This window comes from gamma proteobacterium symbiont of Scutellera amethystina (genome assembly GCF_059730845.1).
This window is the reverse complement of sequence record NZ_AP035935.1, coordinates 368,385-392,714: the sequence shown is the minus strand read 5'-3', so window position 1 is coordinate 392,714 and position 24,330 is coordinate 368,385. Positions and strand designations below refer to the sequence as shown.

Annotated in this window: 43 protein-coding genes; 2 read left to right on the top strand and 41 right to left on the bottom strand. The window is 52.0% G+C overall.

All coding sequences use genetic code 11. The annotated features are described in order from the left end of the window. Positions 1–15 precede the first annotated feature (15 nt). Positions 16–1,392, top strand: coding sequence for a Trk system potassium transporter TrkA (gene trkA, locus AC6I79_RS01870; RefSeq protein ID WP_021508228.1), 1,377 nt, complete (start codon positions 16–18; stop codon positions 1,390–1,392). 108 nt (positions 1,393–1,500) lie between these two features. After that, entirely contained in the window at positions 1,501–1,911 is a 411-nt protein-coding gene (gene mscL, locus AC6I79_RS01865) for a large-conductance mechanosensitive channel protein MscL (RefSeq protein ID WP_021508227.1), read from the top strand. 18 nt (positions 1,912–1,929) lie between these two features. Here mscL and AC6I79_RS01860 read toward each other — a convergent pair whose 3' ends face one another. The 41 genes from AC6I79_RS01860 to AC6I79_RS01660 all read right to left on the bottom strand — a co-directional run bounded on the left by AC6I79_RS01860 (position 1,930) and on the right by AC6I79_RS01660 (position 24,329). Further along, a complete protein-coding gene (locus tag AC6I79_RS01860; RefSeq protein WP_021508226.1) occupies positions 1,930–2,148 on the bottom strand; it encodes an alternative ribosome-rescue factor A in 219 nt (72 codons plus the stop codon). 50 nt (positions 2,149–2,198) lie between these two features. Beyond that, on the bottom strand, positions 2,199–2,636 hold the full coding sequence (gene zntR, locus AC6I79_RS01855) for a Zn(2+)-responsive transcriptional regulator (protein WP_159377828.1): 438 nt from the start codon (positions 2,634–2,636) through the stop codon (positions 2,199–2,201). Between the two features lies 1 nt (position 2,637). Further along, positions 2,638–3,009 carry a DnaJ family domain-containing protein gene (locus AC6I79_RS01850; RefSeq protein WP_058776568.1) on the bottom strand — a complete coding sequence of 124 codons (372 nt, stop codon included), beginning with the start codon at positions 3,007–3,009 and terminating at the stop codon, positions 2,638–2,640. 111 nt (positions 3,010–3,120) lie between these two features. Beyond that, a complete protein-coding gene (gene rplQ / locus AC6I79_RS01845) occupies positions 3,121–3,507 on the bottom strand; it encodes a 50S ribosomal protein L17 (RefSeq protein WP_003850180.1) in 387 nt (128 codons plus the stop codon). A gap of 40 nt (positions 3,508–3,547) precedes the next feature. Continuing rightward, positions 3,548–4,537 (bottom strand): DNA-directed RNA polymerase subunit alpha, encoded by a 990-nt coding sequence (locus tag AC6I79_RS01840; protein ID WP_007891688.1) that lies wholly within the window; start codon positions 4,535–4,537, stop codon positions 3,548–3,550. 25 nt (positions 4,538–4,562) lie between these two features. After that, positions 4,563–5,183 carry a 30S ribosomal protein S4 gene (gene rpsD, locus AC6I79_RS01835; protein WP_010618555.1) on the bottom strand — a complete coding sequence of 207 codons (621 nt, stop codon included), beginning with the start codon at positions 5,181–5,183 and terminating at the stop codon, positions 4,563–4,565. Positions 5,184–5,216: 33 nt separating this feature from the next. After that, complete coding sequence (rpsK, locus tag AC6I79_RS01830; RefSeq protein WP_004160563.1) at positions 5,217–5,606, bottom strand: 30S ribosomal protein S11; 390 nt, start codon at positions 5,604–5,606, stop codon at positions 5,217–5,219. A gap of 16 nt (positions 5,607–5,622) precedes the next feature. Further along, on the bottom strand, positions 5,623–5,979 hold the full coding sequence (gene rpsM / locus AC6I79_RS01825; RefSeq protein ID WP_021508223.1) for a 30S ribosomal protein S13: 357 nt from the start codon (positions 5,977–5,979) through the stop codon (positions 5,623–5,625). A 146-nt stretch (positions 5,980–6,125) separates the two neighbouring features. After that, on the bottom strand, positions 6,126–6,242 hold the full coding sequence (rpmJ, locus tag AC6I79_RS01820; RefSeq protein ID WP_071813610.1) for a 50S ribosomal protein L36: 117 nt from the start codon (positions 6,240–6,242) through the stop codon (positions 6,126–6,128). A gap of 32 nt (positions 6,243–6,274) precedes the next feature. Then, positions 6,275–7,606: a preprotein translocase subunit SecY gene (gene secY, locus AC6I79_RS01815; protein WP_021508222.1), complete on the bottom strand. Its 1,332-nt coding sequence runs from the start codon at positions 7,604–7,606 to the stop codon at positions 6,275–6,277. 7 nt (positions 7,607–7,613) lie between these two features. After that, positions 7,614–8,048, bottom strand: coding sequence for a 50S ribosomal protein L15 (gene rplO / locus AC6I79_RS01810; protein WP_021508221.1), 435 nt, complete (start codon positions 8,046–8,048; stop codon positions 7,614–7,616). A gap of 3 nt (positions 8,049–8,051) precedes the next feature. Beyond that, on the bottom strand, positions 8,052–8,231 hold the full coding sequence (gene rpmD / locus AC6I79_RS01805) for a 50S ribosomal protein L30 (protein WP_013510758.1): 180 nt from the start codon (positions 8,229–8,231) through the stop codon (positions 8,052–8,054). A gap of 5 nt (positions 8,232–8,236) precedes the next feature. Further along, positions 8,237–8,737 (bottom strand): 30S ribosomal protein S5, encoded by a 501-nt coding sequence (gene rpsE, locus AC6I79_RS01800; RefSeq protein WP_010618560.1) that lies wholly within the window; start codon positions 8,735–8,737, stop codon positions 8,237–8,239. Positions 8,738–8,751: 14 nt separating this feature from the next. Then, positions 8,752–9,105 (bottom strand): 50S ribosomal protein L18, encoded by a 354-nt coding sequence (rplR, locus tag AC6I79_RS01795; protein ID WP_013510760.1) that lies wholly within the window; start codon positions 9,103–9,105, stop codon positions 8,752–8,754. Between the two features lie 9 nt (positions 9,106–9,114). Continuing rightward, positions 9,115–9,648, bottom strand: a complete 534-nt coding sequence (gene rplF / locus AC6I79_RS01790; protein ID WP_007891676.1) for a 50S ribosomal protein L6 — start codon at positions 9,646–9,648, stop codon at positions 9,115–9,117. A 12-nt stretch (positions 9,649–9,660) separates the two neighbouring features. After that, positions 9,661–10,053 carry a 30S ribosomal protein S8 gene (gene rpsH / locus AC6I79_RS01785; protein ID WP_021508220.1) on the bottom strand — a complete coding sequence of 131 codons (393 nt, stop codon included), beginning with the start codon at positions 10,051–10,053 and terminating at the stop codon, positions 9,661–9,663. A 32-nt stretch (positions 10,054–10,085) separates the two neighbouring features. Further along, entirely contained in the window at positions 10,086–10,391 is a 306-nt protein-coding gene (rpsN, locus tag AC6I79_RS01780; RefSeq protein WP_010618564.1) for a 30S ribosomal protein S14, read from the bottom strand. Between the two features lie 14 nt (positions 10,392–10,405). Continuing rightward, positions 10,406–10,945, bottom strand: a complete 540-nt coding sequence (gene rplE, locus AC6I79_RS01775; RefSeq protein ID WP_013510763.1) for a 50S ribosomal protein L5 — start codon at positions 10,943–10,945, stop codon at positions 10,406–10,408. 14 nt (positions 10,946–10,959) lie between these two features. Further along, on the bottom strand, positions 10,960–11,274 hold the full coding sequence (gene rplX / locus AC6I79_RS01770; RefSeq protein ID WP_021508218.1) for a 50S ribosomal protein L24: 315 nt from the start codon (positions 11,272–11,274) through the stop codon (positions 10,960–10,962). 10 nt (positions 11,275–11,284) lie between these two features. Beyond that, entirely contained in the window at positions 11,285–11,656 is a 372-nt protein-coding gene (gene rplN / locus AC6I79_RS01765) for a 50S ribosomal protein L14 (protein WP_006120590.1), read from the bottom strand. A gap of 168 nt (positions 11,657–11,824) precedes the next feature. Further along, positions 11,825–12,079 (bottom strand): 30S ribosomal protein S17, encoded by a 255-nt coding sequence (gene rpsQ, locus AC6I79_RS01760; protein WP_010618568.1) that lies wholly within the window; start codon positions 12,077–12,079, stop codon positions 11,825–11,827. After that, positions 12,079–12,267, bottom strand: coding sequence for a 50S ribosomal protein L29 (gene rpmC, locus AC6I79_RS01755; RefSeq protein ID WP_021508217.1), 189 nt, complete (start codon positions 12,265–12,267; stop codon positions 12,079–12,081). The genes rpsQ and rpmC overlap by 1 nt, the downstream gene beginning before the upstream one ends. After that, the gene (gene rplP, locus AC6I79_RS01750) at positions 12,267–12,677 is read right to left on the bottom strand and encodes a 50S ribosomal protein L16 (protein ID WP_002438716.1); all 411 of its coding nucleotides are present in this window, start codon (positions 12,675–12,677) and stop codon (positions 12,267–12,269) included. The genes rpmC and rplP overlap by 1 nt, the downstream gene beginning before the upstream one ends. 12 nt (positions 12,678–12,689) lie before the next feature. After that, entirely contained in the window at positions 12,690–13,388 is a 699-nt protein-coding gene (gene rpsC, locus AC6I79_RS01745; RefSeq protein WP_021508216.1) for a 30S ribosomal protein S3, read from the bottom strand. A gap of 17 nt (positions 13,389–13,405) precedes the next feature. Next, entirely contained in the window at positions 13,406–13,738 is a 333-nt protein-coding gene (rplV, locus tag AC6I79_RS01740) for a 50S ribosomal protein L22 (RefSeq protein WP_007891659.1), read from the bottom strand. A 13-nt stretch (positions 13,739–13,751) separates the two neighbouring features. Beyond that, positions 13,752–14,030 (bottom strand): 30S ribosomal protein S19, encoded by a 279-nt coding sequence (rpsS, locus tag AC6I79_RS01735; protein ID WP_001138115.1) that lies wholly within the window; start codon positions 14,028–14,030, stop codon positions 13,752–13,754. 16 nt (positions 14,031–14,046) lie between these two features. Then, positions 14,047–14,868, bottom strand: coding sequence for a 50S ribosomal protein L2 (gene rplB, locus AC6I79_RS01730; RefSeq protein WP_010618573.1), 822 nt, complete (start codon positions 14,866–14,868; stop codon positions 14,047–14,049). Between the two features lie 17 nt (positions 14,869–14,885). Continuing rightward, a complete protein-coding gene (gene rplW / locus AC6I79_RS01725; RefSeq protein WP_010618574.1) occupies positions 14,886–15,188 on the bottom strand; it encodes a 50S ribosomal protein L23 in 303 nt (100 codons plus the stop codon). Further along, positions 15,185–15,790 (bottom strand): 50S ribosomal protein L4, encoded by a 606-nt coding sequence (rplD, locus tag AC6I79_RS01720; protein WP_021508215.1) that lies wholly within the window; start codon positions 15,788–15,790, stop codon positions 15,185–15,187. The genes rplW and rplD overlap by 4 nt, the downstream gene beginning before the upstream one ends. A gap of 10 nt (positions 15,791–15,800) precedes the next feature. Then, positions 15,801–16,427, bottom strand: coding sequence for a 50S ribosomal protein L3 (gene rplC / locus AC6I79_RS01715; RefSeq protein WP_021508214.1), 627 nt, complete (start codon positions 16,425–16,427; stop codon positions 15,801–15,803). A gap of 32 nt (positions 16,428–16,459) precedes the next feature. Continuing rightward, complete coding sequence (gene rpsJ / locus AC6I79_RS01710; protein ID WP_006120582.1) at positions 16,460–16,771, bottom strand: 30S ribosomal protein S10; 312 nt, start codon at positions 16,769–16,771, stop codon at positions 16,460–16,462. 306 nt (positions 16,772–17,077) lie between these two features. Next, a complete protein-coding gene (gene bfr / locus AC6I79_RS01705) occupies positions 17,078–17,560 on the bottom strand; it encodes a bacterioferritin (protein ID WP_021508213.1) in 483 nt (160 codons plus the stop codon). Positions 17,561–17,663: 103 nt separating this feature from the next. Next, on the bottom strand, positions 17,664–17,858 hold the full coding sequence (gene bfd, locus AC6I79_RS01700; protein ID WP_021508212.1) for a bacterioferritin-associated ferredoxin: 195 nt from the start codon (positions 17,856–17,858) through the stop codon (positions 17,664–17,666). 178 nt (positions 17,859–18,036) lie between these two features. Beyond that, positions 18,037–19,221, bottom strand: coding sequence for an elongation factor Tu (tuf, locus tag AC6I79_RS01695; RefSeq protein ID WP_058770981.1), 1,185 nt, complete (start codon positions 19,219–19,221; stop codon positions 18,037–18,039). Between the two features lie 69 nt (positions 19,222–19,290). Then, entirely contained in the window at positions 19,291–21,405 is a 2,115-nt protein-coding gene (gene fusA / locus AC6I79_RS01690; protein ID WP_021507461.1) for an elongation factor G, read from the bottom strand. Positions 21,406–21,498: 93 nt separating this feature from the next. Then, positions 21,499–21,969, bottom strand: coding sequence for a 30S ribosomal protein S7 (gene rpsG, locus AC6I79_RS01685; RefSeq protein WP_007886246.1), 471 nt, complete (start codon positions 21,967–21,969; stop codon positions 21,499–21,501). A gap of 96 nt (positions 21,970–22,065) precedes the next feature. Continuing rightward, positions 22,066–22,440, bottom strand: a complete 375-nt coding sequence (rpsL, locus tag AC6I79_RS01680; protein ID WP_010616440.1) for a 30S ribosomal protein S12 — start codon at positions 22,438–22,440, stop codon at positions 22,066–22,068. 124 nt (positions 22,441–22,564) lie between these two features. Next, entirely contained in the window at positions 22,565–22,852 is a 288-nt protein-coding gene (tusB, locus tag AC6I79_RS01675) for a sulfurtransferase complex subunit TusB (protein ID WP_021507460.1), read from the bottom strand. Positions 22,853–22,861: 9 nt separating this feature from the next. Continuing rightward, the gene (gene tusC / locus AC6I79_RS01670; RefSeq protein WP_498027525.1) at positions 22,862–23,221 is read right to left on the bottom strand and encodes a sulfurtransferase complex subunit TusC; all 360 of its coding nucleotides are present in this window, start codon (positions 23,219–23,221) and stop codon (positions 22,862–22,864) included. Beyond that, positions 23,221–23,607 (bottom strand): sulfurtransferase complex subunit TusD, encoded by a 387-nt coding sequence (tusD, locus tag AC6I79_RS01665; RefSeq protein WP_159378039.1) that lies wholly within the window; start codon positions 23,605–23,607, stop codon positions 23,221–23,223. Before tusD ends, tusC begins: the two co-directional genes overlap by 1 nt. Continuing rightward, the gene (locus AC6I79_RS01660) at positions 23,607–24,329 is read right to left on the bottom strand and encodes a helix-turn-helix transcriptional regulator (RefSeq protein ID WP_021507457.1); all 723 of its coding nucleotides are present in this window, start codon (positions 24,327–24,329) and stop codon (positions 23,607–23,609) included. The genes tusD and AC6I79_RS01660 overlap by 1 nt, the downstream gene beginning before the upstream one ends. Position 24,330: the final 1 nt, after the last annotated feature.

Here is a 24,330-nt window from a genome sequence, read left to right as displayed (position 1 = left end):
AAGAGCAACGTATCCATGAAAATTATTATCCTCGGCGCCGGCCAGGTGGGCGGCACGCTCGCTGAAAACCTGGTGGGCGAAAACAATGACATCACCGTGGTTGATAGCGATCCCTCACGCTTACGCGTGCTGCAGGATAAGTTTGACCTGCGCGTGGTGCAGGGCCATGGTTCGCACCCGCGCGTGTTGCGTGAAGCCGGCGCCGAAGATGCGGATATGCTGGTGGCGGTCACCAGCTCTGACGAAACCAACATGATTGCCTGTCAGATTGCTTACTCGCTGTTTAACACGCCAAACCGCATTGCCCGTATCCGCGCCGCCGATTATCTGCGCGATGCGGAAAAGCTGTTCGTGCCGGAAGCGGTACCCATCGACCATTTGATCTCGCCCGAACAGCTGGTGATCGACAATATCTATCGGCTGATTCAGTACCCTGGCGCGCTGCAGGTGGTAAATTTTGCCGAGGGCAAAGTCAGCCTGGCAGTGGTCAAAGCCTATTACGGCGGACCGCTGGTGGGCAATCCGCTGTCGATCCTGCGTGAGCACATGCCGCATATCGATACCCGAGTAGCCGCGATTTTCCGTCAGGATCGCCCGATCCGCCCGCAGGGATCGACGATCGTCGAAGCCGGCGATGAAGTGTTTTTTATTGCCGCCAGTCAGCATATTCGTGCGGTGATGAGCGAGATGCAGCGGCTCGAAAAGCCCTATAAACGCATTATGCTGGTCGGCGGCGGTAATATCGGCTTTGGCCTGGCGCAGCGGCTGGAGAAGCAGTACAGCGTTAAGCTGATTGAACGTAATCAGCAGCGCGCAGCTGAACTGGCTGAACATCTGCAGGATACCATCGTGTTCTATGGCGATGCCTCGGATCAGGAATTGCTGGCAGAAGAGCATGTCGATCAGGTTGATCTGTTTATCGCCGTCACCAACGACGATGAAGCCAATATCATGTCAGCGATGCTGGCCAAAAAGATGGGCGCGAAAAAGGTGATGGTGCTGATCCAGCGTCGCGCCTATGTCGATCTGGTGCAGGGCAGCGTGATCGACATTGCGATCTCACCGCAGCAGGCCACGATTTCTGCGCTGCTTGGCCACGTGCGCAAAGCCGATATTGTCGGCGTCTCTTCACTGCGCCGCGGTATTGCGGAAGCCATCGAGGCCATTGCCCACGGTGATGAAACCACTTCGCGCGTGGTCGGCCGCCTGATTGAAGATATTAAACTGCCGCCGGGCACAATTATCGGCGCGGTGGTGCGTGGTGATGACGTGATCATCGCCAATGATAATGTGCGTATTGAGCAAGGCGACCACGTGATCATGTTCCTCACCGACAAAAAGTTTGTGCCGGACGTTGAGCGTCTGTTCCAGCCGAGCCCGTTCTTCCTGTAACGCGTTGTGATTGGGCTGAAGTGAGAGTGGTGTTTAATCCATTGTTATAATGGCAATTACACGAAGGTTTGTTAGACTTTAGCCATTGGCCAAGGCAAGGAGATAACAATGAGTTTATTCAAAGAGTTTCGTGATTTTGCGATGCGTGGCAACGTGGTGGACCTGGCGGTCGGTGTGATCATCGGTGCTGCGTTCGGTAAGATCGTATCGTCACTGGTTGCGAACATCATTATGCCACCGCTCGGTTTACTGATTGGCGGCGTCGACTTTAAGCAGTTTAAATGGGTACTCAAGCCAGCAGAAGGCGATATCCCAGCGGTGGTGATGGAATACGGTAACTTTATTCAGACGGTATTTGATTTCATCATCGTGGCGTTTGCTATCTTCATTGCCATCAAAGTAATGAATAAACTGTATAAAAAGAAAGAAGTGGAAAAACCAGCGCCTAAACCGACTAATGAAGAAGTGCTGCTGACCGAGATTCGCGACCTGCTTAAGCAACAAAATAATAAAGTGTGATGAATAAAAGCCGCCTCTTCAGGCGGCTTTTTTGTCACTAAAGCAGAAGGCCAGAGGTAAACACTGTTGCTTACCGCTGGCCTCCTGATTCGCTCCCTTCGCGTGTTTATCTTTACGCCGGTAGCTGCCTTTCCCCTTCTGATTGCGCTCAACTCGTTGGCGATACAGCGGATCGTGTAACAGGGCTTCCAGGGCGTTATCGTTAATTTTGCCTTTTCGATGCTGATAGTGACTCATATCGTCCTCCGGTTAGTGATGGCGCAACTATAGTCCCTGCGCGCCAGAATTCAATCCTTGCTACAACAAATTTCAGGATGCGGATCTTCACCGGTTTCCAGTGCCTCGAGGATCGAACAGCAGGCGCTACTGTGCCGGTCGCCACAGCAGGTTTCCGCCAGCCGTTGCAGTGAGCGCTGAATGGTTTGCAGTTCGCCAATCATACTGTTCACCTCATCGAGCCGTTTCGCCACGATCGCTTTTGACTCTTCACAGGTGTGATGCTCTGGATCGATGCGGATCGACAGCAGGTCGCGGATCGATTCCAGGCTGAAACCAAGCTGCCGGCCGTAACGGATAAAACGCAGGCGCTGCAGATCGTTATCGCTGTACAGACGGAAGCCGCCCTCGGTGCGTACCTCATGATCCATCATCTGCTGCTTTTCATAAAAGCGGATGGTGTCCGCCGTCACGTCCGCCAGTTTTGCCAGCTGGCCAATGCGATACATACTATTTCTCCTGCTGTAGCCGCTGACCGATCGCCGGGCGGTATTCGCCACGCAGAAAATCGGTGCTCATGCCAGCCTGCTGCAGCTTCATCTCCAGCAGCGTCAGGCGTTTGGCCAGTTCACGCGCCTCGCTGTCATCAGGATCGAGTTCGCGAAGCAGATCGCTCAGTGCCAGTGCGTCGCGGCGCATCTCCAGTTCCGGAGGGAGATAGCCGGCGTTTTTCAGCAGTCGCCAGGCGCTGCGCAATTCCGCCGGCACGCCACTGTCGTCGTCCAGCGTGAGCGGCGCACCTTCACCAGGCAGATTGCTTAGCTCGCCCTTTTCCTGAGCGGCGCGGATGTGTTGCTCAGCCAGCTGATCGATAAGCCACATAGAAACCTCCTGCAGGCATGTCTGCCAACAGCATAGCGAATGGAGGGGAAATGGGAAGAAATGACAGGCAATAAAAAACCCGCCGAAGCGGGTTTTTTACGTTACTGCAAATTACTCTGCAGCAGCTTCTGCTTGAGCTTCTGGACGATCAACCAGCTCGATGTAAGCCATCGGAGCGTTGTCACCAGCACGGAAGCCACACTTCAGAATGCGAGTGTAACCACCGGCACGGCTCGCGAAACGCGGGCCCAGCTCGTTAAACAGTTTTGCCACGATCTCGTTATCACGAGTACGGGCGAATGCCAGACGACGATTAGCTACGCTGTCGGTCTTGGCAAGAGTAATCAGCGGCTCAACTACGCGACGCAGCTCTTTGGCTTTCGGCAGAGTCGTCTTAATGATCTCATGACGAACCAGAGAACCAGCCATGTTGCGGAACATAGCCTGACGATGGCTGCTGTTGCGGTTCAGTTGACGACCACTCTTACGATGGCGCATGACCTTATCCTTCTCAGTGAAACCTTAACCTGCGATCCGGTTATTCATCAGCAATGCTTGCCGGTGGCCAGTTTTCCAGGCGCATGCCCAGAGACAGGCCACGTGATGCGAGCACGTCTTTAATCTCGGTAAGAGATTTTTTACCCAGGTTAGGCGTTTTAAGCAGCTCAACCTCGGTACGCTGTACCAGATCACCGATGTAGTGGATAGCTTCTGCCTTGAGGCAGTTAGCAGAGCGGACAGTCAATTCCAGATCGTCAACAGGGCGCAGCAGGATCGGATCGAATTCTGGTTTCTCTTCTTTGACTTCCGGCTGACGTACATCACGTAAGTCAACGAAAGCTTCCAGTTGTTCTGCCAGGATGGTTGCCGCACGACGAATCGCCTCTTCAGGATCGATTGTGCCGTTGGTTTCCATTTCGATGACCAGCTTGTCCAGGTCGGTGCGCTGTTCTACACGCGCTGCTTCAACATTGTAGGCGATACGGTCTACAGGGCTGTAGCAAGCGTCAACCAACAGACGGCCGATTGGGCGCTCATCTTCTTCCGAATGAATTCGGGCAGAAGCCGGCACATAACCACGACCACGCTGAACTTTGATACGCATGCTAATAGACGCGTTTTCATCGGTCAGATGGCAGATCACATGCTGCGGCTTGACGATTTCGACATCACCGTCGTGGGTAATGTCGGCTGCAGTCACAGGGCCAATGCCAGATTTATTCAGCGTAAGGATGACTTCATCTTTACCCTGAACTCTTACCGCCAGCCCTTTCAGATTGAGCAGGATTTCCAGGATATCTTCCTGTACGCCCTCTTTGGTGGAGTACTCGTGCAGCACGCCATCAATCTCAACCTCGGTCACCGCGCAACCCGGCATGGAAGAAAGCAGAATACGGCGCAGTGCGTTACCAAGAGTATGGCCAAAGCCACGCTCTAACGGCTCAAGGGTCACCTTGGCGTGCGTCGAACTCACTTGCTCGATATCTACCAGGCGCGGTTTTAGAAACTCTGTCACAGAACCCTGCATTGTGTCCTCTCTTTGGTACTAAGCTTTACTTAGAGTAAAGCTCGACGATCAGGTGTTCGTTAATGTCCGCAGACAGATCGGTACGCTCAGGAATACGCTTGAACACACCTTCCATCTTAGTCGCATCAACTTCCAGCCAGGTTGGCTTTTCACGCTGCTCAGCCAGCTCCAGAGCGGCCTTCACGCGAGATTGCTTTTTGGCTTTCTCACGGATGCTTACGACATCATTCGGAGATACCTGATAAGAAGCGATGTTAACAACGCGACCGTTTACCATTACAGATTTGTGGCTAACCAGCTGACGTGCTTCTGCACGAGTGGCACCAAAGCCCATACGGTAAACTACGTTATCCAGACGACCTTCCAGCAGAGCTAACAGGTTTTCACCGGTGTTGCCTTTCAGACGCGCTGCTTCTTTATAGTAGTTACGGAACTGACGCTCCAGCACACCGTAGATACGACGAACTTTTTGCTTTTCACGTAACTGGCCGCCGTAATCAGACAGACGCGGTTTACGCGCACCATGCTGACCAGGGGCTTGTTCAATTTTGCACTTGGAATCAATCGCGCGAACGCCAGACTTAAGGAATAAGTCAGTGCCCTCACGACGGCTCAGCTTGAGCTTAGGACCCAAATATCTTGCCATTTTCTTTCTCCAACTAACCTAAAAAACGGAACGTTAAACGCGACGTTTTTTCGGCGGACGACAACCGTTGTGAGGGATCGGAGTCACATCAGTAATATTAGTGATGCGGAAACCAGCGGCGTTCAGAGCACGAATAGTAGATTCGCGGCCTGGACCCGGACCCTTAACCATAACTTCCAGGTTCTTAATACCGTAATCTTTCACCGCTTCTGCACAGCGCTCTGCAGCGACCTGAGCAGCAAACGGAGTAGATTTACGTGAACCGCGGAAACCGGAACCACCGGCGGTTGCCCAACCCAGTGCGTTACCCTGACGATCAGTAATAGTAACGATGGTGTTGTTAAAAGACGCATGGACATGAGCCACGCCATCTGAGACTTGTTTTCTTACACGCTTACGTGCACGAACTGGTGCCTTTGCCATTATTTACTCACCCCGATTATTTCTTGATCGGTTTACGCGGACCCTTACGGGTACGTGCGTTGGTCTTAGTACGCTGACCGCGCACCGGCAGACCACGACGATGGCGTAAACCACGGTAGCAACCAAGGTCCATCAGACGCTTGATGCTCAGGGTGATTTCACGGCGCAGATCACCTTCAACAACGAATTTACCAACTGCTTCACGCAGCTGATCAATTTGTTCTTCAGACAGCTCACTGATCTTAACATTTTCAGCGATGCCCGTTTCAGCACAGATGGCTTTAGAACGGGTTTTGCCGATACCGAAGATCGAAGTTAATGCGATAACGGTATGTTTTTGATCAGGAATGTTAATGCCTGCTATACGGGCCACTATGCACTCCTATAATTAAATAAATGCGTACCATGCTGAAAAGCCCGTTTTCAGGATACTCAAATGGAAACGCATCGACATACAAAAGATTGGCTGGCTAATCTAGCCAGCTCAACCCGACTTTGCAAGAAAAATATGTGACTTAATCAGCCCTGGCGCTGTTTATGCTTAGGCTCGGAGCTGCAGATCACACGTACGACACCGTCGCGACGAATGATTTTGCAGTTACGACATAATTTCTTGACGGAAGCACGAACTTTCATTTTTACTCTCCGTAACTTCTCAAGCTACTGAATTAACGGCCATAGCCTTTCAGGTTAGCTTTCTTCAATGCAGACTCGTACTGACTGGACATCATCAGAGTTTGCACTTGAGCCATAAAGTCCATGATGACAACCACTACAATCAGCAGCGAGGTGCCGCCAAAGTAGAAGGGAACCTTCATGGCATCACGCATGAACTCCGGGATCAGGCAGATAAAAGTAATATACAGTGCGCCGATTAAGGTCAGACGTGTCATTACTTTATCGATGTACTTCGCCGTTTGCTCTCCCGGACGAATTCCCGGTACGAATGCACCAGACTTCTTCAGGTTATCTGCTGTTTCACGCGGGTTGAAAACCAACGCCGTGTAGAAGAAACAGAAGAAGATGATTGCAGTCGCATAGAGTAGCACATAAAGCGGCTGTCCTGGCTGCAAATACAGCGAAATTGTTGTCAGCCAGTTCCAACCGGTACCGCCCCCGAACCAGGATGCTATCGTCGCCGGGAACAGGATAATGCTGGAAGCAAAGATGGCTGGGATTACGCCCGCCATGTTCACTTTCAACGGTAAATGTGTGCTCTGTGCAGCATATACACGACGACCTTGCTGACGTTTAGCGTAGTTGACCACAATGCGGCGCTGGCCACGCTCAACGAAAATAACAAAGAACGTCACTGCAAATACAAGAACTGCAACCAACAGCAACAGAAGGAAGTGCAGGTCGCCTTGCCGCGCTTGCTCGATGGTATGGCCAATGGCCGGCGGTAAACCCGCAACAATACCCGCGAAGATAATGATCGAAATACCGTTACCGATACCTCGTTCAGTAATCTGTTCGCCCAGCCACATCAGGAACATAGTTCCGGTAACCAGACTTACAACAGCGGTAAAGTAGAAAGCAAAGCCTGGATTTAATACCAGGCCCTGCATTCCAGGCATATTCGGCAGACCGGTAGCAATACCGATCGACTGGAATATAGCCAGAACCAGTGTGCCGTAGCGAGTGTACTGGCTGATCTTACGACGACCAGCTTCACCCTCTTTCTTAATCTCAGCCAACGCGGGATGAACCACCGTCAGCAGCTGGATAATAATAGAGGCCGAAATATACGGCATAATACCCAGCGCGAAGATTGAGGCACGACTGAGAGCACCACCAGAGAACATGTTAAACATTTCAATGATGGTGCCACGCTGTTGCTCAAGCAGTTTGGCAAGTACAGTGGCATCGATACCGGGGATTGGAATAAAAGAGCCAATACGGAAGACAATCAGTGCACCGATTACAAACAACAGTCTGCGCTTCAGTTCACCAAAGCCACCTTTGGCACTTTGAAAATCTAATCCCGGTTGCTTTGCCATCTGCTACTTATTCCTCGATTTTACCGCCAGCAGCTTCGATTGCAGCACGAGCACCTTTGGTGACACGCAGACCACGAATCGTAACAGGTGCAGATACTTCACCAGACAGGATCACTTTCGCGAACTCAATCTGTACACCGATGATGTTAGCTGCTTTCAGCGTGTTCAGGTCGACGATACCGCCTTCCACTTTCGCCAGATCAGACAGACGCACTTCTGCAGTCACGAATGATTTGCGCGAGGTGAAGCCGAACTTCGGCAGACGACGGTACAGAGGCATCTGACCACCCTCGAAACCACGACGTACGCCACCGCCAGAACGAGACTTCTGACCTTTGTGACCACGACCGCCGGTTTTACCGAGGCCAGAACCGATACCACGGCCCAGACGCTTGGAAGCGTGTTTAGACCCTTCGGCCGGAGACAGAGTGTTTAAACGCATCTCTTACTCCTCCACTTTCAGCATGTAAGAAATCGCGTTGATCATACCGCGTACAGCTGGCGTGTCTTCACGCTCAACGGTGTGACCAATACGACGCAGACCCAGACCAACCAGAGTGGCTTTGTGCTTAGGCAGGCGGCCGATTGAGCTACGGGTTTGTGTAATTTTGATTGTCTTAGCCATCGTGATTACCCCAGAATTTCTTCAACGGATTTACCACGCTTGGCAGCAACCATATCCGGAGACTTCATATTGCCCAGGCCGTCGATAGTTGCACGAACCACGTTGATCGGGTTGGTGGAACCATAGGCTTTAGCCAGAACGTTATGAACTCCAGCGACTTCCAGAACGGCGCGCATTGCACCGCCGGCGATGATACCGGTACCTTCAGAAGCCGGCTGCATGAACACACGAGAACCCGTGTGCGCACCTTTAACCGGGTGCTGCAGGGTGCCGTGAGTCAGCGCGACATTAACCATATTGCGACGAGCTTTTTCCATCGCTTTCTGGATCGCTGCTGGAACTTCACGCGCTTTACCGTAACCAAAACCAACGCGGCCGTTACCATCACCCACTACAGTCAGAGCGGTGAAGGAGAAAATACGACCACCTTTCACAGTTTTAGAGACACGGTTTACCGCGATCAGTTTTTCCTGCAGGTCGCCAGCTTGTTTCTCGATGTGTGCCATCTTAGACCTCTACCTTAGAACTGAAGGCCAGCTTCACGAGCAGCATCTGCAAGTGCCTGGACGCGACCATGATATTGGAAACCGGAACGGTCGAAAGAAACATCTTTGATGCCTTTTTCGATAGCGCGCTCAGCCAGAGCTTTACCTACAGCTGCAGCGGCGTCTTTGTTACCGGTATACTTCAGTTGTTCAGCGATAGCTTTTTCTACAGTAGAAGCAGCAACCAGAACTTCGGAACCGTTCGGGGCGATTACCTGTGCGTAAATGTGACGCGGGGTACGATGTACCACCAGGCGAGTAGCACCCAGCTCTTTGAGCTTGCGACGTGCACGGGTCGCACGACGGATACGAGCAGATTTCTTATCCATAGTGTTACCTTACTTCTTCTTAGCCTCTTTGGTACGCACGACTTCGTCGGCGTAACGAACACCCTTGCCTTTGTAAGGCTCAGGACGACGGTAGGCGCGCAGATCAGCTGCAACCTGACCAATCAGCTGTTTATCAGCGCCTTTCAGCACGATCTCAGTCTGAGTTGGACATTCAGCAGTGATGCCGGCCGGCAGTGCATGGTCAACCGGGTGAGAAAAGCCCAGGGCCAGACTCACAGAGTTGCCTTTAACAGCTGCACGATAACCAACACCAACCAGTTGCAGCTTCTTGGTGAAGCCTTCGGTAACACCGATAACCATGCCGTTCAGCAGCGCACGGGCAGTACCTGCCTGTGCCCAACCATCCGCATAACCTTCGCGTGGAGCGAAAGTCAGGGCGTTGTCTGCATGCTTAACTTCTACAGCACTGTTGATAGTACGAGTCAGCTCGCCGTTTTTGCCTTTGATCGAAACTTCCTGACCGTTGAGTTTTACCTCTACGCCGGCAGGAACAACGACAGGTGCTTTTGCAACACGAGACATTTTATCCTCCGATTACGCTACGTAGCAGATAATTTCGCCACCAAGACCAGCCTGGCGCGCTGCACGATCAGTCATGACACCTTTAGAGGTAGAAATTACAGCAATGCCCAGACCGGCCATAACTTTTGGCAGCTCATCTTTTTTCTTATAGATGCGCAGACCTGGACGGCTAACACGCTGAATGCTTTCTACAACAGCTTTACCCTGGAAGTACTTAAGAGTCAGTTCCAGTTCCGGCTTGATGTCGCCTTCGATTTTAAAATCTTGAATATAGCCTTCTTCCTTCAGCACGTTGGCAATTGCCACTTTCAGCTTGGAGGAAGGCATAGAGACCGCAACTTTGTTCGCGGCCTGACCGTTACGGATACGGGTCAGCATATCCGCGATCGGATCTTGCATGCTCATCTGTGTTACTCCCGTGATTCAAATGGTGACAATTACCAGCTAGCCTTTTTCAGACCCGGGATTTCACCGCGCATTGCGGCTTCACGGACCTTGATACGGCTCAACCCAAACTTCCGCAGGAAACCGTGCGGACGACCTGTCTGACGGCAGCGGTTACGCTGACGTGAAGGGCTGGAATCACGCGGCAGACTCTGCAGCTTGAGAACGGCGTTCCAACGGTCTTCGTCGGATGCGTTCACATCAGAAATGATCGCTTTCAGTTCAGCGCGTTTTGCGAAGAACTTGTCTGCTAATTTCACACGCTTAACTTCGCGTGCTTTCATAGATTGCTTAGCCATTAAGTAACCCTACCTTACTTGCGGAACGGGAAGTCAAAGGCAGCCAGCAGAGCACGGCCTTCATCATCAGATTTCGCAGTAGTGGTAATGGTGATATCCAAACCACGAACGCGATCGACTTTGTCGTAGTCGATTTCTGGGAAGATGATCTGCTCACGAACGCCCATGCTGTAGTTACCACGACCGTCGAAAGACTTCGCGGACAGACCACGGAAGTCACGGATACGCGGTACAGCAATAGTGATCAGACGCTCAAAGAACTCCCACATGCGCTCGCCACGCAGAGTTACTTTACAGCCGATCGGATAGCCCTGACGGATTTTGAAGCCTGCAACTGATTTGCGTGCTTTGGTGATCAGCGGTTTTTGACCGGAGATTGCTGCCAGGTCAGCTGCTGCGTTATCCAGCAGTTTCTTGTCAGCGATCGCTTCACCAACACCCATGTTCAGGGTGATCTTCTCGACCCGAGGGACTTGCATGACAGAATTGTAGCCAAACTCTGTCATGAGTTTCTGGACTACTTCGTCTTTGTAGTAATCATGCAGTTTCGCCATCGTACTACTCCAAATTACTTGATAGTTTCGCTGTTAGACTTGAAGAAACGGACTTTTTTACCGTCTTCGAATCTAAAGCCTACACGGTCAGCCTTGCCGGTTGCCGCATTGAAGATTGCAACGTTAGAAACCTGAATAGCAGCTTCTTTTTCAACGATGCCGCCTGGTTGGTTCAGAGCCGGAACCGGCTTCTGGTGTTTCTTAACCAGGTTGATACCTTCAACGATGACCTTACCAGAAGTCAGGACATTCTTTACTTTACCGCGTTTACCTTTGTCTTTACCGGTAAGCACGATAACTTCGTCGTTACGACGGATTTTCGCTGCCATTGTTCGCTCCTTAGAGTACTTCTGGTGCCAGAGAGATAATTTTCATGAACTTTTCAGTACGAAGTTCACGAGTTACCGGCCCAAAAATACGCGTTCCGATAGGCTGCTCGCTGTTATTGTTCAGAATAACGCATGCATTACCATCGAAGCGAATGACAGAACCGTCCGGGCGACGAACACCCTTCCTGGTGCGCACCACTACCGCTTTCAGGACATCACCTTTTTTCACCTTGCCACGCGGAATTGCTTCCTTGATGGTCACTTTGATGATATCGCCGACGCCTGCGTAGCGACGGTGCGAGCCACCCAGAACCTTGATACACATTACGCGACGTGCACCGGAGTTGTCGGCGACGTTCAGCATAGTCTGTTCTTGGATCATTTTAGTGCTCCGCTAATGTCAACTACTACTTCGGGACCCAAACCTCAGGTCGTTAAAAAGCCCCATAATTGAGGGCGCGGCATTATAACACCGGTTCTCGCAGATGGGTAGAAAAAATGAACGGCTCCATAGAGCCGTTCATTTTGTTTTTAGAGGAAGCGGATTCTATTACAGAATCGCTTTCTCTACAACGCGAACCAGAGTCCAGGACTTAGTCTTGGACAGTGGACGGGTTTCGCGGATTTCAACCACGTCACCAATACCACACTCGTTGTTCTCGTCATGGATGTGCAGCTTAGTCGTACGCTTAATGAATTTACCGTAGATCGGGTGCTTCACGAAACGCTCGATAGCAACAACAGCAGATTTCTGCATTTTGTCACTAACAACACGACCCTGCAGAGTACGGATTTTATCGGTCATTACGCCGCCTTCTCAGTCAGTAAAGTCTTAACGCGTGCAACATCACGGCGAACTTGCTTCAGCAGATGGGTCTGCTGCAGCTGGCCAGATGCTGCCTGCATGCGCAGGTTAAACTGCTCGCGCAGGAGGTTAAGCAGCTCAGTGTTCAGCTCTTCAACGCTTTTTTCACGCAGCTCAGTTGCTTTCATTACATCACCGTCTTAGTTACAAAGGTGGTTTTGATAGGCAGTTTTGCTGCTGCCAGCTTGAATGCTTCACGGGCCAGCTCTTCCGGTACACCGTCCATTTCATACAGGACTTTACCAGGCTGGATCAGGGCAACCCAATACTCCACGTTACCCTTACCTTTACCCATACGCACTTCCAGCGGCTTCTCGGTGATTGGTTTGTCCGGGAATACACGGATCCAAATCTTACCTTGACGCTTAACTGCACGGGTCATAGCACGACGTGCTGCTTCGATCTGACGAGCAGTCAGACGACCACGGCCAACAGCTTTCAGACCGAAAGTACCGAAGCTAACATCCGTACCCTGCGCCAGACCGCGGTTACGGCCTTTGTGCACTTTACGGAATTTCGTACGCTTTGGTTGTAACATCAGCGACTCTCCTTACTTACGGCCTTTACGCTGCTGCTTTTTAGGTTGAGCAGCCGGTTCCGGTTGTTCAACAGCAGCCATACCACCCAGGATCTCACCTTTGAAGATCCATACCTTAACGCCGATTACACCATAAGTGGTGTGCGCTTCAGAGGTGTTGTAGTCAATGTCAGCACGCAGAGTGTGCAGCGGTACACGACCTTCACGGTACCATTCGGTACGTGCGATCTCAGCACCGCCCAGACGGCCGCTAACTTCAACTTTGATACCTTTAGCGCCCAGACGCATTGCGTTCTGTACAGCACGCTTCATCGCACGACGGAACATCACACGACGCTCCAGCTGTGAAGTGATGCTGTCAGCAACCAGTTTTGCGTCCAGTTCCGGTTTACGGACTTCGGCGATATTGATCTGTGCAGGAACGCCAGCGATGTTCGCTACGACCGTGCGCAGTTTTTCAACGTCTTCACCTTTTTTACCGATAACGATACCCGGGCGAGCGGTGTGAATGGTCACACGGATGCTCTTAGCCGGACGCTCGATAACGATGCGAGATACAGACGCTTTTGCCAGTTCTTTGTTCAGGAACTGACGTACTTTAAAGTCGCTGTCCAGGTTGTCAGCGAATTCTTTGGTGTTCGCAAACCAGGTAGAGTTCCATGGTTTTACAATACCCAGGCGAATACCATTAGGATGTACTTTCTGACCCATTGCTAGTCTCCAGAGTCTCAGCGATCGGACACAACCACAGTAATGTGGCTGGTGCGCTTCAGGATGCGATCTGCACGACCTTTAGCACGCGGCATAATGCGCTTCATGCTAGGGCCTTCATCTACGAAAATTTTCGCAACTTTCAGATCGTCGATATCAGCGCCATCGTTGTGTTCGGCGTTAGCAATGGCAGATTCCAGGACTTTCTTAACCAGTACAGCCGCTTTCTTGTTGGTGTAAGTCAGAATATCCAGAGCCTGCGACACTTTCTTACCGCGAATCAGGTCAGCAACAAGGCGAACCTTCTGAGCAGAAGAACGAGCATGGCGATGTTGAGCAATAGTTTCCATCTCTTCCTCCTACTTATTTCTTCTTGGCTTTCTTATCAGCAGCGTGGCCGCGATAAGTACGTGTCGGTGCAAATTCACCCAGCTTGTGGCCGACCATTTCGTCGGAAACAAAGACAGGAACGTGCTGACGACCATTATGGACAGCGATGGTCAAACCGATCATGTTAGGGAAGATCGTTGAACGACGGGACCAAGTGCGCAGGGGCTTCTTGTCACCGCTTTCCACCGCTTTCTCTACCTTCTTCAGCAAGTGCAGGTCAATAAAAGGACCTTTCTTGAGAGAACGTGGCATGGCTTATCCTCTAAAATTATTTGCTACGGCGACGTACGATAAATTTATCAGTACGCTTGTTGCTACGGGTCTTCTTACCTTTGGTCTGAACGCCCCACGGAGTTACCGGGTGCTTACCAAAGTTACGACCTTCACCACCACCGTGCGGGTGATCGACTGGGTTCATCGCAGTACCGCGAACGGTAGGACGAACACCACGCCAACGGGTTGCACCGGCTTTACCCAGAACGCGCAGCATGTGCTCAGCGTTACCGACTTCGCCCAGGGTTGCGCGGCAGTCAGCTTCGACTTTACGCATTTCGCCTGAACGCAGACGCAGGGTAACGTAGGAACCTTCACGCGCAACGATCTGCACGTAAGCACCAGCAGAACGGGCAATCTGACCGCCTTTACCTGGTTTCATTTCTACGTTGTGCACGGTTGAACCAACCGGGATGTTACGCATCGGCAGGGTGTTACCTGCTTTGATCGCAGCATCAACGCCAGACTGAATCTGGTCGCCAGCTTTCAGGCCTTTAGGGGCCAGGATGTAACGGCGCTCGCCATCTTTGTACAGAACCAGTGCGATGTTCGCAGAACGGTTCGGATCGTACTCAAGACGCTCAACAACTGCCGGGATACCATCTTTGTTGCGTTTGAAGTCAACAATACGGTAAGCCTGCTTGTGACCACCACCGATATGACGGGTAGTGATACGACCATTGTTGTTACGACCACCGGATTTGCTGTTTTTTTCAACCAGCGCGGCAAAAGGCTTGCCTTTGTGCAGCTCAGGGTTCACCACTTTAACAACGTGACGACGACCCGGAGATGTCGGTTTACATTTAACAACTGCCATTGTCTTTCTCCTCCGACTTACTCAGCGCCGCCGACGAAGTCCAGGTTCTGGCCTTCTTTCAGGGTGACGTAAGCTTTTTTCCAGTCGCTACGACGACCGATACGCTGTCCGTGACGCTTAACTTTACCCTTAACAACCAGGGTGTTTACGTCTTTCACTTCTACTTCGAACAGTTTCTCAACAGCAGCAACGATCTCTGCTTTGGTCGCGTCTTTGGCAACTTTGAGAACGATGGTATTGGTTTTTTCCATCGCGGTTGATGCTTTTTCAGATACGTGCGGCGCGCGCAGTACTTTCAGCAGACGTTCTTCACGGATCATGCCAGCATCTCCTCAACTTGCTTAACTGCTTCTGCAGTCATAACGACTTTGTCGAAGGCGATCAGGCTAACTGGGTCGATACCCGCTGCATCACGCACGTCAACCTTGTACAGGTTACGCGCAGCCAGGAACAGATTCTCATCCAGTTCACCGGTGATGATCAGCACGTCTTCCAGCGCCATGTCTTTCAGTTTCTGTACCAGCAGCTTAGTTTTAGGCGCTTCAACAGAGAACGACTCGACAACGATCAGACGGTCCTGACGTACCAGCTCGGACAGGATGCTTTTCAGCGCGCCGCGGTACATCTTTTTGTTAACTTTTTGACTGTGGTCCTGTGGACGCGCAGCGAAGGTCACGCCACCTGAACGCCAGATCGGGCTCTTGATAGAACCTGAACGCGCACGGCCGGTGCCTTTCTGACGCCATGGCTTTTTGCCTGAACCAGTTACTTCAGCACGAGTTTTCTGCGCGCGAGTACCCTGACGAGCACCTGCAGCGTAAGCAACAACAACCTGGTGAACCAGCGCTTCGTTGAAATCACGACCGAAGGTAGTTTCGGAAACAGTCAGCGCGCTCTGCGCGTCTTTCAGTACTAATTCCATTGCTATCCCCTTACGCCTTCACAGCTGGTTTAACAATCAGGTCGCTGCCGGTTGCACCCGGGACAGCACCTTTGACCAGCAGCAGGTTGCGCTCAGCGTCAACACGTACTACTTCCAGGCTCTGAACGGTTACGCGCTCATTACCCAGCTGACCAGCCATTTTCTTGCCTTTGAACACTTTGCCCGGAGTCTGGTTCTGACCGATAGAACCCGGAACGCGGTGAGACAAGGAGTTACCGTGTGTAGCGTCCTGGGTACGGAAGTTCCAGCGCTTAACGGTACCTGCGAAACCTTTACCTTTAGAGGTACCGGTAACGTCTACTTTTTTAACGTCAGCGAAAATTTCAACACTGATGCTCTGGCCAACAGAGTATTCTTCACCTTCGGTGCGGAATTCCCACAGACCACGGCCGGCTTCAACGCCAGCTTTAGCAAAATGACCTGCTTCCGGCTTACCAACACGGTTTGCTTTTTTCGCACCGGTGGTAACCTGGATCGCCTGGTAACCATCGTTTTCCAGACCTTTGACCTGGGTAACGCGGTTTGCTTCAACTTCGATTACGGTTACTGGGATTGAAACGCCTTCTTCAGTGAAGATGCGCGTCATGCCCACTTTTTTACCGACTAAACCAATCATTGTATCAACCTCTCAATCGCTCGATGACCTGATTAACCCAGGCTGATCTGCACGTCAACACCGGCAGCCAGATCCAGACGCATCAGAGCATCAACGGTTTTTTCAGTTGGCTCAACGATGTCTACCAGACGCTTGTGAGTGCGGATTTCGTACTGATCACGCGCATCTTTGTTAACGTGCGGAGAGATCAGAACGGTGAAGCGCTCTTTGCGAGTCGGCAGCGGGATCGGACCACGTACCTGCGCACCAGTGCGCTTGGCAGTCTCGACGATTTCCGCGGTTGATTGATCGATCAGGCGATGATCAAACGCTTTAAGACGGATACGGATTCTTTGGTTCGACATGAGACCAAGGCTCCAAACATTTTATAAACGAAAAAAATTACTACCCGCACCCATTACGATTGATGGGGGAGTGTAATCGTTCAGCATATAACTCCCCAATCGGGAGTATTGTCAGGCGATACACTAATCGCTATCGCCTGCGATTCTGCTCGAATCGCGCCACACCAATATCGGCAGGCCCGCGCATTATACGCAAATCTGTTCAGGAAGCAACCCATGCTGCGTTTTTAACCGCAAAAGCGCGCGCCAGTAAAAAAGCCCGCACGGGGCGGGCTGCAATCAACAGGTGGAACGGCACGGCAAACGCTACTTATCGCCCTCTTCTTTCAGTTGGGCCTGCAGATAGTTTTGCAGACCCAATTTCTGAATCAGGTCGAGCTCAGTTTCCAGCCAGTCGATATGGTGCTCTTCATCCGCCAGAATCTCGATCATCATGTCGCGGCTGACGTAATCATGCACTTTATCGGCGTACGCAATCGCTTCGCGTAAGTCTTTCGCCCCTTCCAGTTCGAGCGTCAGATCCGATTGCAGCATTTCCGGTACGTCTTCACCAATGCGCAGCCGGCCGAGATCCTGCAGATTAGGAATGCCTTCGAGAAACAAAATGCGTTCGATGTACTTATCCGCATGTTTCATTTCATCAATGGATTCATGGTATTCGACATCGTTGAGGCGTATCAGGCCCCAGTTTTTGAACATGCGCGCATGTAGAAAGTACTGGTTGATTGCAACCAGTTCATTTCCCAGCAATTTATTGAGGTGAGTAATGATTTTGCCGTCGCCCTTCATTTTGCTTCCTCCGCTTGCAGATAAATAGAGCGTAGATGCGGATAAAAAGAAGTCAAAAAAACGCGACAGTTTTTGGGGTTATTCAGGCGAAGCGGATGCGAAGTTACGCTATCTCTTTGTAAAGCGGCACGTTTTGCATTTCATCATCCATAATCTCGCGCGCCACGCGAATACACTTGCCGCACTGCTTGCCGATAGGCACCAGCTGACGCAGTTGCTGAATCGATTTGGGTTGATAACGGCGGACAACTTCACGCAGGGTTCGGTCGCTTACGGCATTACACAGACAGACGTACATTTACAGCCCACTCCAGTACAATTTCTGATCAAAGTGTAAATGAGAATGGTTTTTATTTCAACGTAGCTTTTGTGTGGGATTAGGCGTGCCGGTCAATGCAAAGCAAAAAAAAAAGAGCACCGAAGTGCTCTTTTTCATGCTGCGGTGGCAACCGGAGTTACCACCGTTATTAACGCAATTAAGCGAGAACTTCAGCAACAACGCCCGCGCCAACGGTACGGCCGCCTTCGCGGATTGCGAAACGCAGACCCTGGTCCATCGCGATTGGGTGGATCAGCTCAACGGTCATTTTGATGTTGTCGCCTGGCATTACCATCTCAACGCCTTCTGGCAGTTCGATGTTGCCGGTCACATCAGTAGTACGGAAGTAGAACTGTGGACGGTAGCCTTTGAAGAACGGAGTATGACGGCCGCCTTCGTCTTTAGACAGTACGTACACTTCTGATACGAACTTGGTGTGTGGCTTGATGGTGCCTGGCTTAGCCAGAACCTGACCACGCTGGATCTCTTCACGCTTGATACCGCGCAGCAGAACACCACAGTTCTCGCCTGCCTGACCCTGGTCCAGCAGTTTGCGGAACATTTCAACACCGGTACAGGTAGATTTAGCAGTCGCTTTGATACCAACGATTTCTACTTCGTCGCCCACTTTCACGATGCCGCGCTCAACACGACCGGTAACAACGGTACCACGGCCAGAGATTGAGAATACGTCTTCGATTGGCAGCAGGAACGGCAGATCGATAGCACGTACTGGATCTGGAATGTAAGTATCCAGGTGACCAGCCAGCTCAACGACTTTCGCTTCCCACTCAGCGTCGCCTTCCAGCGCTTTCAGCGCAGAACCGCGTACGATTGGGGTATCGTCGCCTGGGAAGTCGTACTGAGACAGCAGATCGCGAACTTCCATCTCAACCAGTTCCAGCAGCTCTTCGTCATCAACCATGTCGCACTTGTTCAGGAACACGATGATGTAAGGAACGCCAACCTGACGGCCCAGCAGGATGTGCTCACGGGTCTGAGGCATTGGGCCATCAGTCGCAGCAACAACCAGGATCGCGCCGTCCATCTGCGCAGCACCGGTGATCATGTTTTTCACATAGTCGGCGTGGCCTGGGCAGTCAACGTGTGCGTAGTGACGGGTCGGGGTTTCATATTCAACGTGAGAGGTGTTGATGGTGATACCACGAGCCTTCTCTTCTGGCGCGTTATCGATCTGATCGAATGCACGAGCCTGGCCGCCGTAGGTTTTAGCCAGAACGGTGGTGATGGCTGCAGTCAGGGTGGTTTTACCGTGGTCAACGTGACCGATGGTGCCCACGTTTACGTGCAGTTTGTTACGTTGAAATTGCTCTTTCGCCATGGCGATAATCCTTACGTTATGCCTTCATCAGTGATGAAGGCATCAGTTCACAATTTTTAAACCGTAGCCTTATTTGCTACGAGCTTCAATAACGGCCTGAGCGACGTTGTTCGGCGCATCATCGTACTTCAGGAACTCCATGGAGTAAGAAGCACGGCCTTTGGTCAGAGAACGCAACTGAGTCGCGTATCCGAACATTTCAGACAGCGGAACTTCAGCGTGAATCTGAACGCCAGTCGCGTTAGATTCCTGACCTTTCAGCATACCACGACGGCGGCTCAGGTCACCGATAACGTCACCGGTGTTCTCTTCTGGGGTTTCTACTTCAACCTTCATGATTGGCTCAAGCAGAACCGGCTGTGCTTTCTTAAAGCCATCTTTGAAGGCGATAGAAGCGGCCAGTTTAAACGCCAGCTCAGAGGAGTCAACGTCATGGTAAGAACCGAAGTGCAGACGCACGCCCAGATCAACTACCGGGTAACCGGCCAGTGGACCAGACTTCAGCTGCTCCTGGATACCTTTATCAACCGCAGGGATGTATTCACCAGGAATCACACCACCTTTGATATCGTTGACAAATTCGTAGCCTTTCGGATTCGAACCCGGCTCCAGTGGGTACATGTCGATAACAACATGACCGTACTGACCACGACCACCAGACTGCTTGGCGTGTTTACCTTCGATATCGGTAACTTTAGAGCGAATCGCTTCGCGGTAAGCAACCTGAGGTTTACCGACGTTCGCTTCAACGTTGAATTCACGCTTCATGCGGTCAACGATGATGTCGAGGTGCAGCTCACCCATACCAGCGATGATGGTCTGGTTAGACTCTTCGTCAGTCCATACGCGGAATGACGGGTCTTCTTTCGCCAGACGACCCAGAGCCAGACCCATTTTTTCCTGGTCAGCTTTGGTTTTCGGCTCAACGGCGATAGAAATTACCGGCTCAGGGAATTCCATACGCTCCAGAATGATCGGGTTAGATGGATCACACAGGGTATCACCGGTGATCACGTCTTTCAGACCGATTGCTGCAGCGATGTCGCCTGCGCGAACTTCGCTGATCTCTTCACGTTTGTTGGCGTGCATCTGAACGATACGACCGAAACGCTCACGTGCAGATTTCACGGAGTTCAGTACGGTATCGCCCGAGTTAACCACACCCGAGTAAACGCGGAAGAAGGTCAGGTTACCTACGAACGGGTCGTTGGCAATTTTGAACGCCAGCGCAGAGAACGGCTCGTCGTCAGTTGCGTGACGCTCAGCCGGGGTATCTTTACCGTCGTCCAGGATACCGTTGATCGCCGGAACGTCAGTTGGTGCTGGCAGATATTCAACCACTGCATCCAGCATCGCCTGAACACCTTTGTTCTTAAATGCAGAACCACAGGTCACGAGGATGATCTCGTTGTTCAGTACGCGCTTACGCAGAGCAGATTTGATCTCTTCTTCAGACAGTTCTTCACCGCTAAAGAATTTCTCCATCAGCTCTTCAGAAGCTTCAGCAGCTGCTTCAATCAGCTTGCCACGCCACTCTTCAGCCAGTTCCTGCAACTCAGCACGGATATCTTCGTAAACGAAGGTAGTACCCTGATCGGCGTCGTTCCAGTTGATCTCTTTCATCTTGATCAGGTCAACAACACCGGTGAAGTTCTCTTCTGCGCCGATAGCCAGCTGCAGTGGAACCGGAGTCGCGCCCAGACGTGATTCGATCTGACCAACAACTTTCAGGAAGTTCGCACCCATACGGTCCATTTTGTTAACGAACGCGATACGTGGAACTTTATATTTGTTTGCCTGACGCCATACGGTTTCAGACTGCGGCTGCACGCCACCTACTGCACAGTAAACCATTACTGCGCCGTCGAGCACACGCATAGAACGTTCTACTTCGATGGTGAAGTCAACGTGTCCCGGGGTGTCGATGATGTTGATGCGGTGCGGCTCAAACTGCTTCGCCATACCTGACCAGAACGCAGTGGTCGCTGCAGAGGTGATGGTAATACCACGCTCCTGCTCCTGCGCCATCCAGTCCATGGTTGCAGCGCCATCGTGCACTTCACCGATTTTGTGGTTAACACCGGTGTAGAACAGGATACGCTCGGTGGTAGTGGTTTTACCGGCGTCAATGTGTGCGCTGATACCGATGTTACGGTAGCGCGCAATGGGTGTTGTACGAGCCATTTGATTCCTCTGATTCTCGGACGTTCAATGTAAGTCGACCCCAGCGGGTTGGCTGAATGAGCGCCCGCTGGTTTAACAACAACTACGTGGCGATTACCAGCGGTAGTGTGCGAACGCCTTGTTGGCTTCAGCCATACGGTGAACGTCTTCACGTTTCTTCACTGCAGTACCTTTGTTTTCTGCAGCGTCAGAAAGTTCGTTCGCCAGGCGGAGAGCCATCGATTTATCACCGCGTTTACGAGCAGCTTCTACGATCCAACGCATTGCCAGGGCATTACGACGAACCGGACGGACTTCAACTGGAACCTGGTAGGTTGAACCACCAACGCGACGTGACTTAACTTCGACAGTCGGACGTACGTTTTCGAGTGCAACTTCGAAAGCTTCCAGACCATCTTTACCAGCACGTTGAGCCAGGGTATCAAGTGCGGTATAGACGATTGATTCAGCAGTAGATTTTTTACCATCTACCATCAGGATATTTACAAATTTAGCCAGCAGCTCTGATCCGAACTTAGGATCCGGCAGAATTTTACGCTGACCAATGACGCGACGACGTGGCATGGAAATACTCCGTTGTTAATTCAGGATTGTCCAAAACTCTACGAGTTTATTTTGACATTAAAGTTAAAACGTTTGGCCTTACTTAACGGAGAACCATTAAGCCTTTGGCTTCTTCACGCCGTACTTGGAGCGAGCCTGCTTACGGTCTTTAACACCTGAGCAGTCCAGCGCGCCACGAACGGTGTGGTAACGCACACCTGGCAGGTCTTTTACACGACCGCCACGGATCAGGATCACGGAGTGCTCCTGCAGGTTATGACCTTCACCGCCGATGTAGGAGGTGACTTCAAAACCGTTAGTCAAACGCACACGGCAGACTTTACGCAGTGCGGAGTTTGGTTTTTTCGGGGTAGTGGTGTAAACACGAGTACAAACACCACGTTTTTGCGGGCAAGCTTCCAGCGCCGGCACGTTGCTTTTAGCAACCTGACGAACGCGTGGTTTGCGAACCAGCTGGTTAACTGTTGCCATTAAATAGCTCCTGGATTTAGCTTTTGCTTCGTAAACACGTAATAAATCGCCTCGTATTACTACGAGGAGGCAGAATTTTAGGGCTGTGCCCATAGGGTGTCAAGAAATAACCAGGTTTTACCCTTCACCAGGCCACTTGTTGTGGATGCTTCGTCGTCAGCGTAACGAAACCAGTATAGTTCAGACGCGACACATTGGTCGAAATTTGCGCAGTCAGCCCGCGCGCCATCACGTCTTCTTCTAATACCCACAGCGTGGCAGGCGACGCCAGCAGCTGCTGCAGCTTCTGACTGCCTGCCAGCGCGGCCGTCACACCATCCTGTAACAGCAGCACGTCATCGCCCTCCTGTAACAGCAGCAGCAGGCTATCGAAATCGCATTGCCAGGGAGAGTGCAGCAGGGTGTAGAGCATGGTCAGTTCTCAGAAACGGAGGATACGGTCATAAGTTGCCAGCGTCTGGCGCAGCGCGGCAGGTTCCAGCAGCTGCGCATCCAGCACGCGCACTGCCGTGAGGCTCAGGCCACGTGCCAGCAGTGACGCCTGACAGATATAGCAGCGATCGATGTCGTATAGCGCCAGCACGCCAAAGGTCGCAATATAGTCACGCGCCAGAATCTGCGCCGGCTGCTGATCGCGGTTGAGCTGCAGCACGCCGTCGCCAATAAAGAACAGGCCGATATCCTCGCTCAGCGCGCCGGTCGCCAGCACGGCATCCAGCCCTTCCCGGCCAGCACTGCTGCCGTGCGGAGCCTGCGTAAACAGAAACGCCACACGGTTCATCAGAACTGCACCAGTCGATCGCAGCTCAGGGCGGCTTCCGCCAGCGCGCCCAGGCCGCTAAGGGTAAATCCGGGCTGCAGATTGCTGGCCGCCAGCTGCAGGCGCGCTGCCTCCTGCGCATCGGTCACGCCGCGCCGCAACGCGGCTGCCACACAGATATTCAGCGCCGCGCCACTGTCGTCGCGCAGCTGCTGCCAGGCGCGCACCATGTCCACTTCATCGCTGGCCGGCGCGCTGAGCTGGTTAGCATTCAGCACGCCCTCGCGGTAAAAGAACACGCTTTCCAGCTGATGTCCCTGTGCCAGCAGCGCACGGGCAAACAGCAGCGCGCTACTGGCGTGCTGTGTGCCGTAAGCCGGCCCGGTCACCAGCAGCGTGTAGCGCATTAGCGATCCTGCCCCTGCAGATCGCCACTCTTAAACTGGCGGATATACAGATACACGGTGTGCTTAGAAATATTGAGGCGATCGGCCACCTGGTTAATGGCGTCCTTAATATCGAAAATGCCCTTCTCGTACAGATTGAGGACGATCTGGCGATTCTTGGCGTTATTCGACACGTTGCGGTCGGCGCTCACCTCTTCAATAGTGAACTCCAGCGTCTGGGTGACCAGATCCTCTACCGAGCTGGCAAAGTTGACGTTGGAATCCACCTGCTGCGTTTCCGGCGGCATGAAAGTCGACATAATCTGCGAAAACGGTACGTCCAGGTTCATATTGATGCACAGCAGGCCAATCACCCGCTGCTGCCGGTTACGAATCGCAATGGTTACCGACTTCATCAGTACACCACTTTTGGCCCGCGTGAAGTAGGCGCGCGACACATTGCTCTCCGCGCCGTGCATATCATGCAGCATGCGCAGCGCCAGATCGGTAATCGGGGAACCCACTTTGCGGCCGGTATGTTCGCCGTTGGCGATACGCACGGCGGAGCATTTAAGATCTTCCAGCGAGTGCAGCACGATTTCGCAGTGCGAGCCAATCAGCATCGCCAGACCGTCGACCACCGCTTCGTAGGATTTAAGAATATCGTAGTCTGCTTGTTCGAACGGACGCTGCTCCAGTAAATCGAAGTCAGTCAGTTCGCCGGGATTGAATGGATTAGACATC

Coding starts and splice junctions, on each gene's coding strand:
- trkA (WP_021508228.1), top strand. CDS start 16: ATGAAAATTATTATCCTCGGCGCCGGCCAGGTGGGCGGCACGCTCGCT.
- mscL (WP_021508227.1), top strand. CDS start 1,501: ATGAGTTTATTCAAAGAGTTTCGTGATTTTGCGATGCGTGGCAACGTG.
- AC6I79_RS01860 (WP_021508226.1), bottom strand. CDS start 2,148: ATGAGTCACTATCAGCATCGAAAAGGCAAAATTAACGATAACGCCCTG.
- zntR (WP_159377828.1), bottom strand. CDS start 2,636: ATGTATCGCATTGGCCAGCTGGCAAAACTGGCGGACGTGACGGCGGAC.
- AC6I79_RS01850 (WP_058776568.1), bottom strand. CDS start 3,009: ATGTGGCTTATCGATCAGCTGGCTGAGCAACACATCCGCGCCGCTCAG.
- rplQ (WP_003850180.1), bottom strand. CDS start 3,507: ATGCGCCATCGTAAGAGTGGTCGTCAACTGAACCGCAACAGCAGCCAT.
- AC6I79_RS01840 (WP_007891688.1), bottom strand. CDS start 4,537: ATGCAGGGTTCTGTGACAGAGTTTCTAAAACCGCGCCTGGTAGATATC.
- rpsD (WP_010618555.1), bottom strand. CDS start 5,183: ATGGCAAGATATTTGGGTCCTAAGCTCAAGCTGAGCCGTCGTGAGGGC.
- rpsK (WP_004160563.1), bottom strand. CDS start 5,606: ATGGCAAAGGCACCAGTTCGTGCACGTAAGCGTGTAAGAAAACAAGTC.
- rpmJ (WP_071813610.1), bottom strand. CDS start 6,242: ATGAAAGTTCGTGCTTCCGTCAAGAAATTATGTCGTAACTGCAAAATC.
- secY (WP_021508222.1), bottom strand. CDS start 7,606: ATGGCAAAGCAACCGGGATTAGATTTTCAAAGTGCCAAAGGTGGCTTT.
- rplO (WP_021508221.1), bottom strand. CDS start 8,048: ATGCGTTTAAACACTCTGTCTCCGGCCGAAGGGTCTAAACACGCTTCC.
- rpmD (WP_013510758.1), bottom strand. CDS start 8,231: ATGGCTAAGACAATCAAAATTACACAAACCCGTAGCTCAATCGGCCGC.
- rpsE (WP_010618560.1), bottom strand. CDS start 8,737: ATGGCACACATCGAGAAACAAGCTGGCGACCTGCAGGAAAAACTGATC.
- rplR (WP_013510760.1), bottom strand. CDS start 9,105: ATGGATAAGAAATCTGCTCGTATCCGTCGTGCGACCCGTGCACGTCGC.
- rplF (WP_007891676.1), bottom strand. CDS start 9,648: ATGTCTCGTGTTGCAAAAGCACCTGTCGTTGTTCCTGCCGGCGTAGAG.
- rpsH (WP_021508220.1), bottom strand. CDS start 10,053: ATGAGCATGCAAGATCCGATCGCGGATATGCTGACCCGTATCCGTAAC.
- rpsN (WP_010618564.1), bottom strand. CDS start 10,391: ATGGCTAAGCAATCTATGAAAGCACGCGAAGTTAAGCGTGTGAAATTA.
- rplE (WP_013510763.1), bottom strand. CDS start 10,945: ATGGCGAAACTGCATGATTACTACAAAGACGAAGTAGTCCAGAAACTC.
- rplX (WP_021508218.1), bottom strand. CDS start 11,274: ATGGCAGCGAAAATCCGTCGTAACGACGAAGTTATCGTGCTTACCGGT.
- rplN (WP_006120590.1), bottom strand. CDS start 11,656: ATGATCCAAGAACAGACTATGCTGAACGTCGCCGACAACTCCGGTGCA.
- rpsQ (WP_010618568.1), bottom strand. CDS start 12,079: ATGACCGATAAAATCCGTACTCTGCAGGGTCGTGTTGTTAGTGACAAA.
- rpmC (WP_021508217.1), bottom strand. CDS start 12,267: ATGAAAGCAACTGAGCTGCGTGAAAAAAGCGTTGAAGAGCTGAACACT.
- rplP (WP_002438716.1), bottom strand. CDS start 12,677: ATGTTACAACCAAAGCGTACGAAATTCCGTAAAGTGCACAAAGGCCGT.
- rpsC (WP_021508216.1), bottom strand. CDS start 13,388: ATGGGTCAGAAAGTACATCCTAATGGTATTCGCCTGGGTATTGTAAAA.
- rplV (WP_007891659.1), bottom strand. CDS start 13,738: ATGGAAACTATTGCTCAACATCGCCATGCTCGTTCTTCTGCTCAGAAG.
- rpsS (WP_001138115.1), bottom strand. CDS start 14,030: ATGCCACGTTCTCTCAAGAAAGGTCCTTTTATTGACCTGCACTTGCTG.
- rplB (WP_010618573.1), bottom strand. CDS start 14,868: ATGGCAGTTGTTAAATGTAAACCGACATCTCCGGGTCGTCGTCACGTT.
- rplW (WP_010618574.1), bottom strand. CDS start 15,188: ATGATCCGTGAAGAACGTCTGCTGAAAGTACTGCGCGCGCCGCACGTA.
- rplD (WP_021508215.1), bottom strand. CDS start 15,790: ATGGAATTAGTACTGAAAGACGCGCAGAGCGCGCTGACTGTTTCCGAA.
- rplC (WP_021508214.1), bottom strand. CDS start 16,427: ATGATTGGTTTAGTCGGTAAAAAAGTGGGCATGACGCGCATCTTCACT.
- rpsJ (WP_006120582.1), bottom strand. CDS start 16,771: ATGTCGAACCAAAGAATCCGTATCCGTCTTAAAGCGTTTGATCATCGC.
- bfr (WP_021508213.1), bottom strand. CDS start 17,560: ATGAAGGGCGACGGCAAAATCATTACTCACCTCAATAAATTGCTGGGA.
- bfd (WP_021508212.1), bottom strand. CDS start 17,858: ATGTACGTCTGTCTGTGTAATGCCGTAAGCGACCGAACCCTGCGTGAA.
- tuf (WP_058770981.1), bottom strand. CDS start 19,221: ATGGCGAAAGAGCAATTTCAACGTAACAAACTGCACGTAAACGTGGGC.
- fusA (WP_021507461.1), bottom strand. CDS start 21,405: ATGGCTCGTACAACACCCATTGCGCGCTACCGTAACATCGGTATCAGC.
- rpsG (WP_007886246.1), bottom strand. CDS start 21,969: ATGCCACGTCGTCGCGTCATTGGTCAGCGTAAAATTCTGCCGGATCCT.
- rpsL (WP_010616440.1), bottom strand. CDS start 22,440: ATGGCAACAGTTAACCAGCTGGTTCGCAAACCACGCGTTCGTCAGGTT.
- tusB (WP_021507460.1), bottom strand. CDS start 22,852: ATGCTCTACACCCTGCTGCACTCTCCCTGGCAATGCGATTTCGATAGC.
- tusC (WP_498027525.1), bottom strand. CDS start 23,221: ATGAACCGTGTGGCGTTTCTGTTTACGCAGGCTCCGCACGGCAGCAGT.
- tusD (WP_159378039.1), bottom strand. CDS start 23,607: ATGCGCTACACGCTGCTGGTGACCGGGCCGGCTTACGGCACACAGCAC.
- AC6I79_RS01660 (WP_021507457.1), bottom strand. CDS start 24,329: ATGTCTAATCCATTCAATCCCGGCGAACTGACTGACTTCGATTTACTG.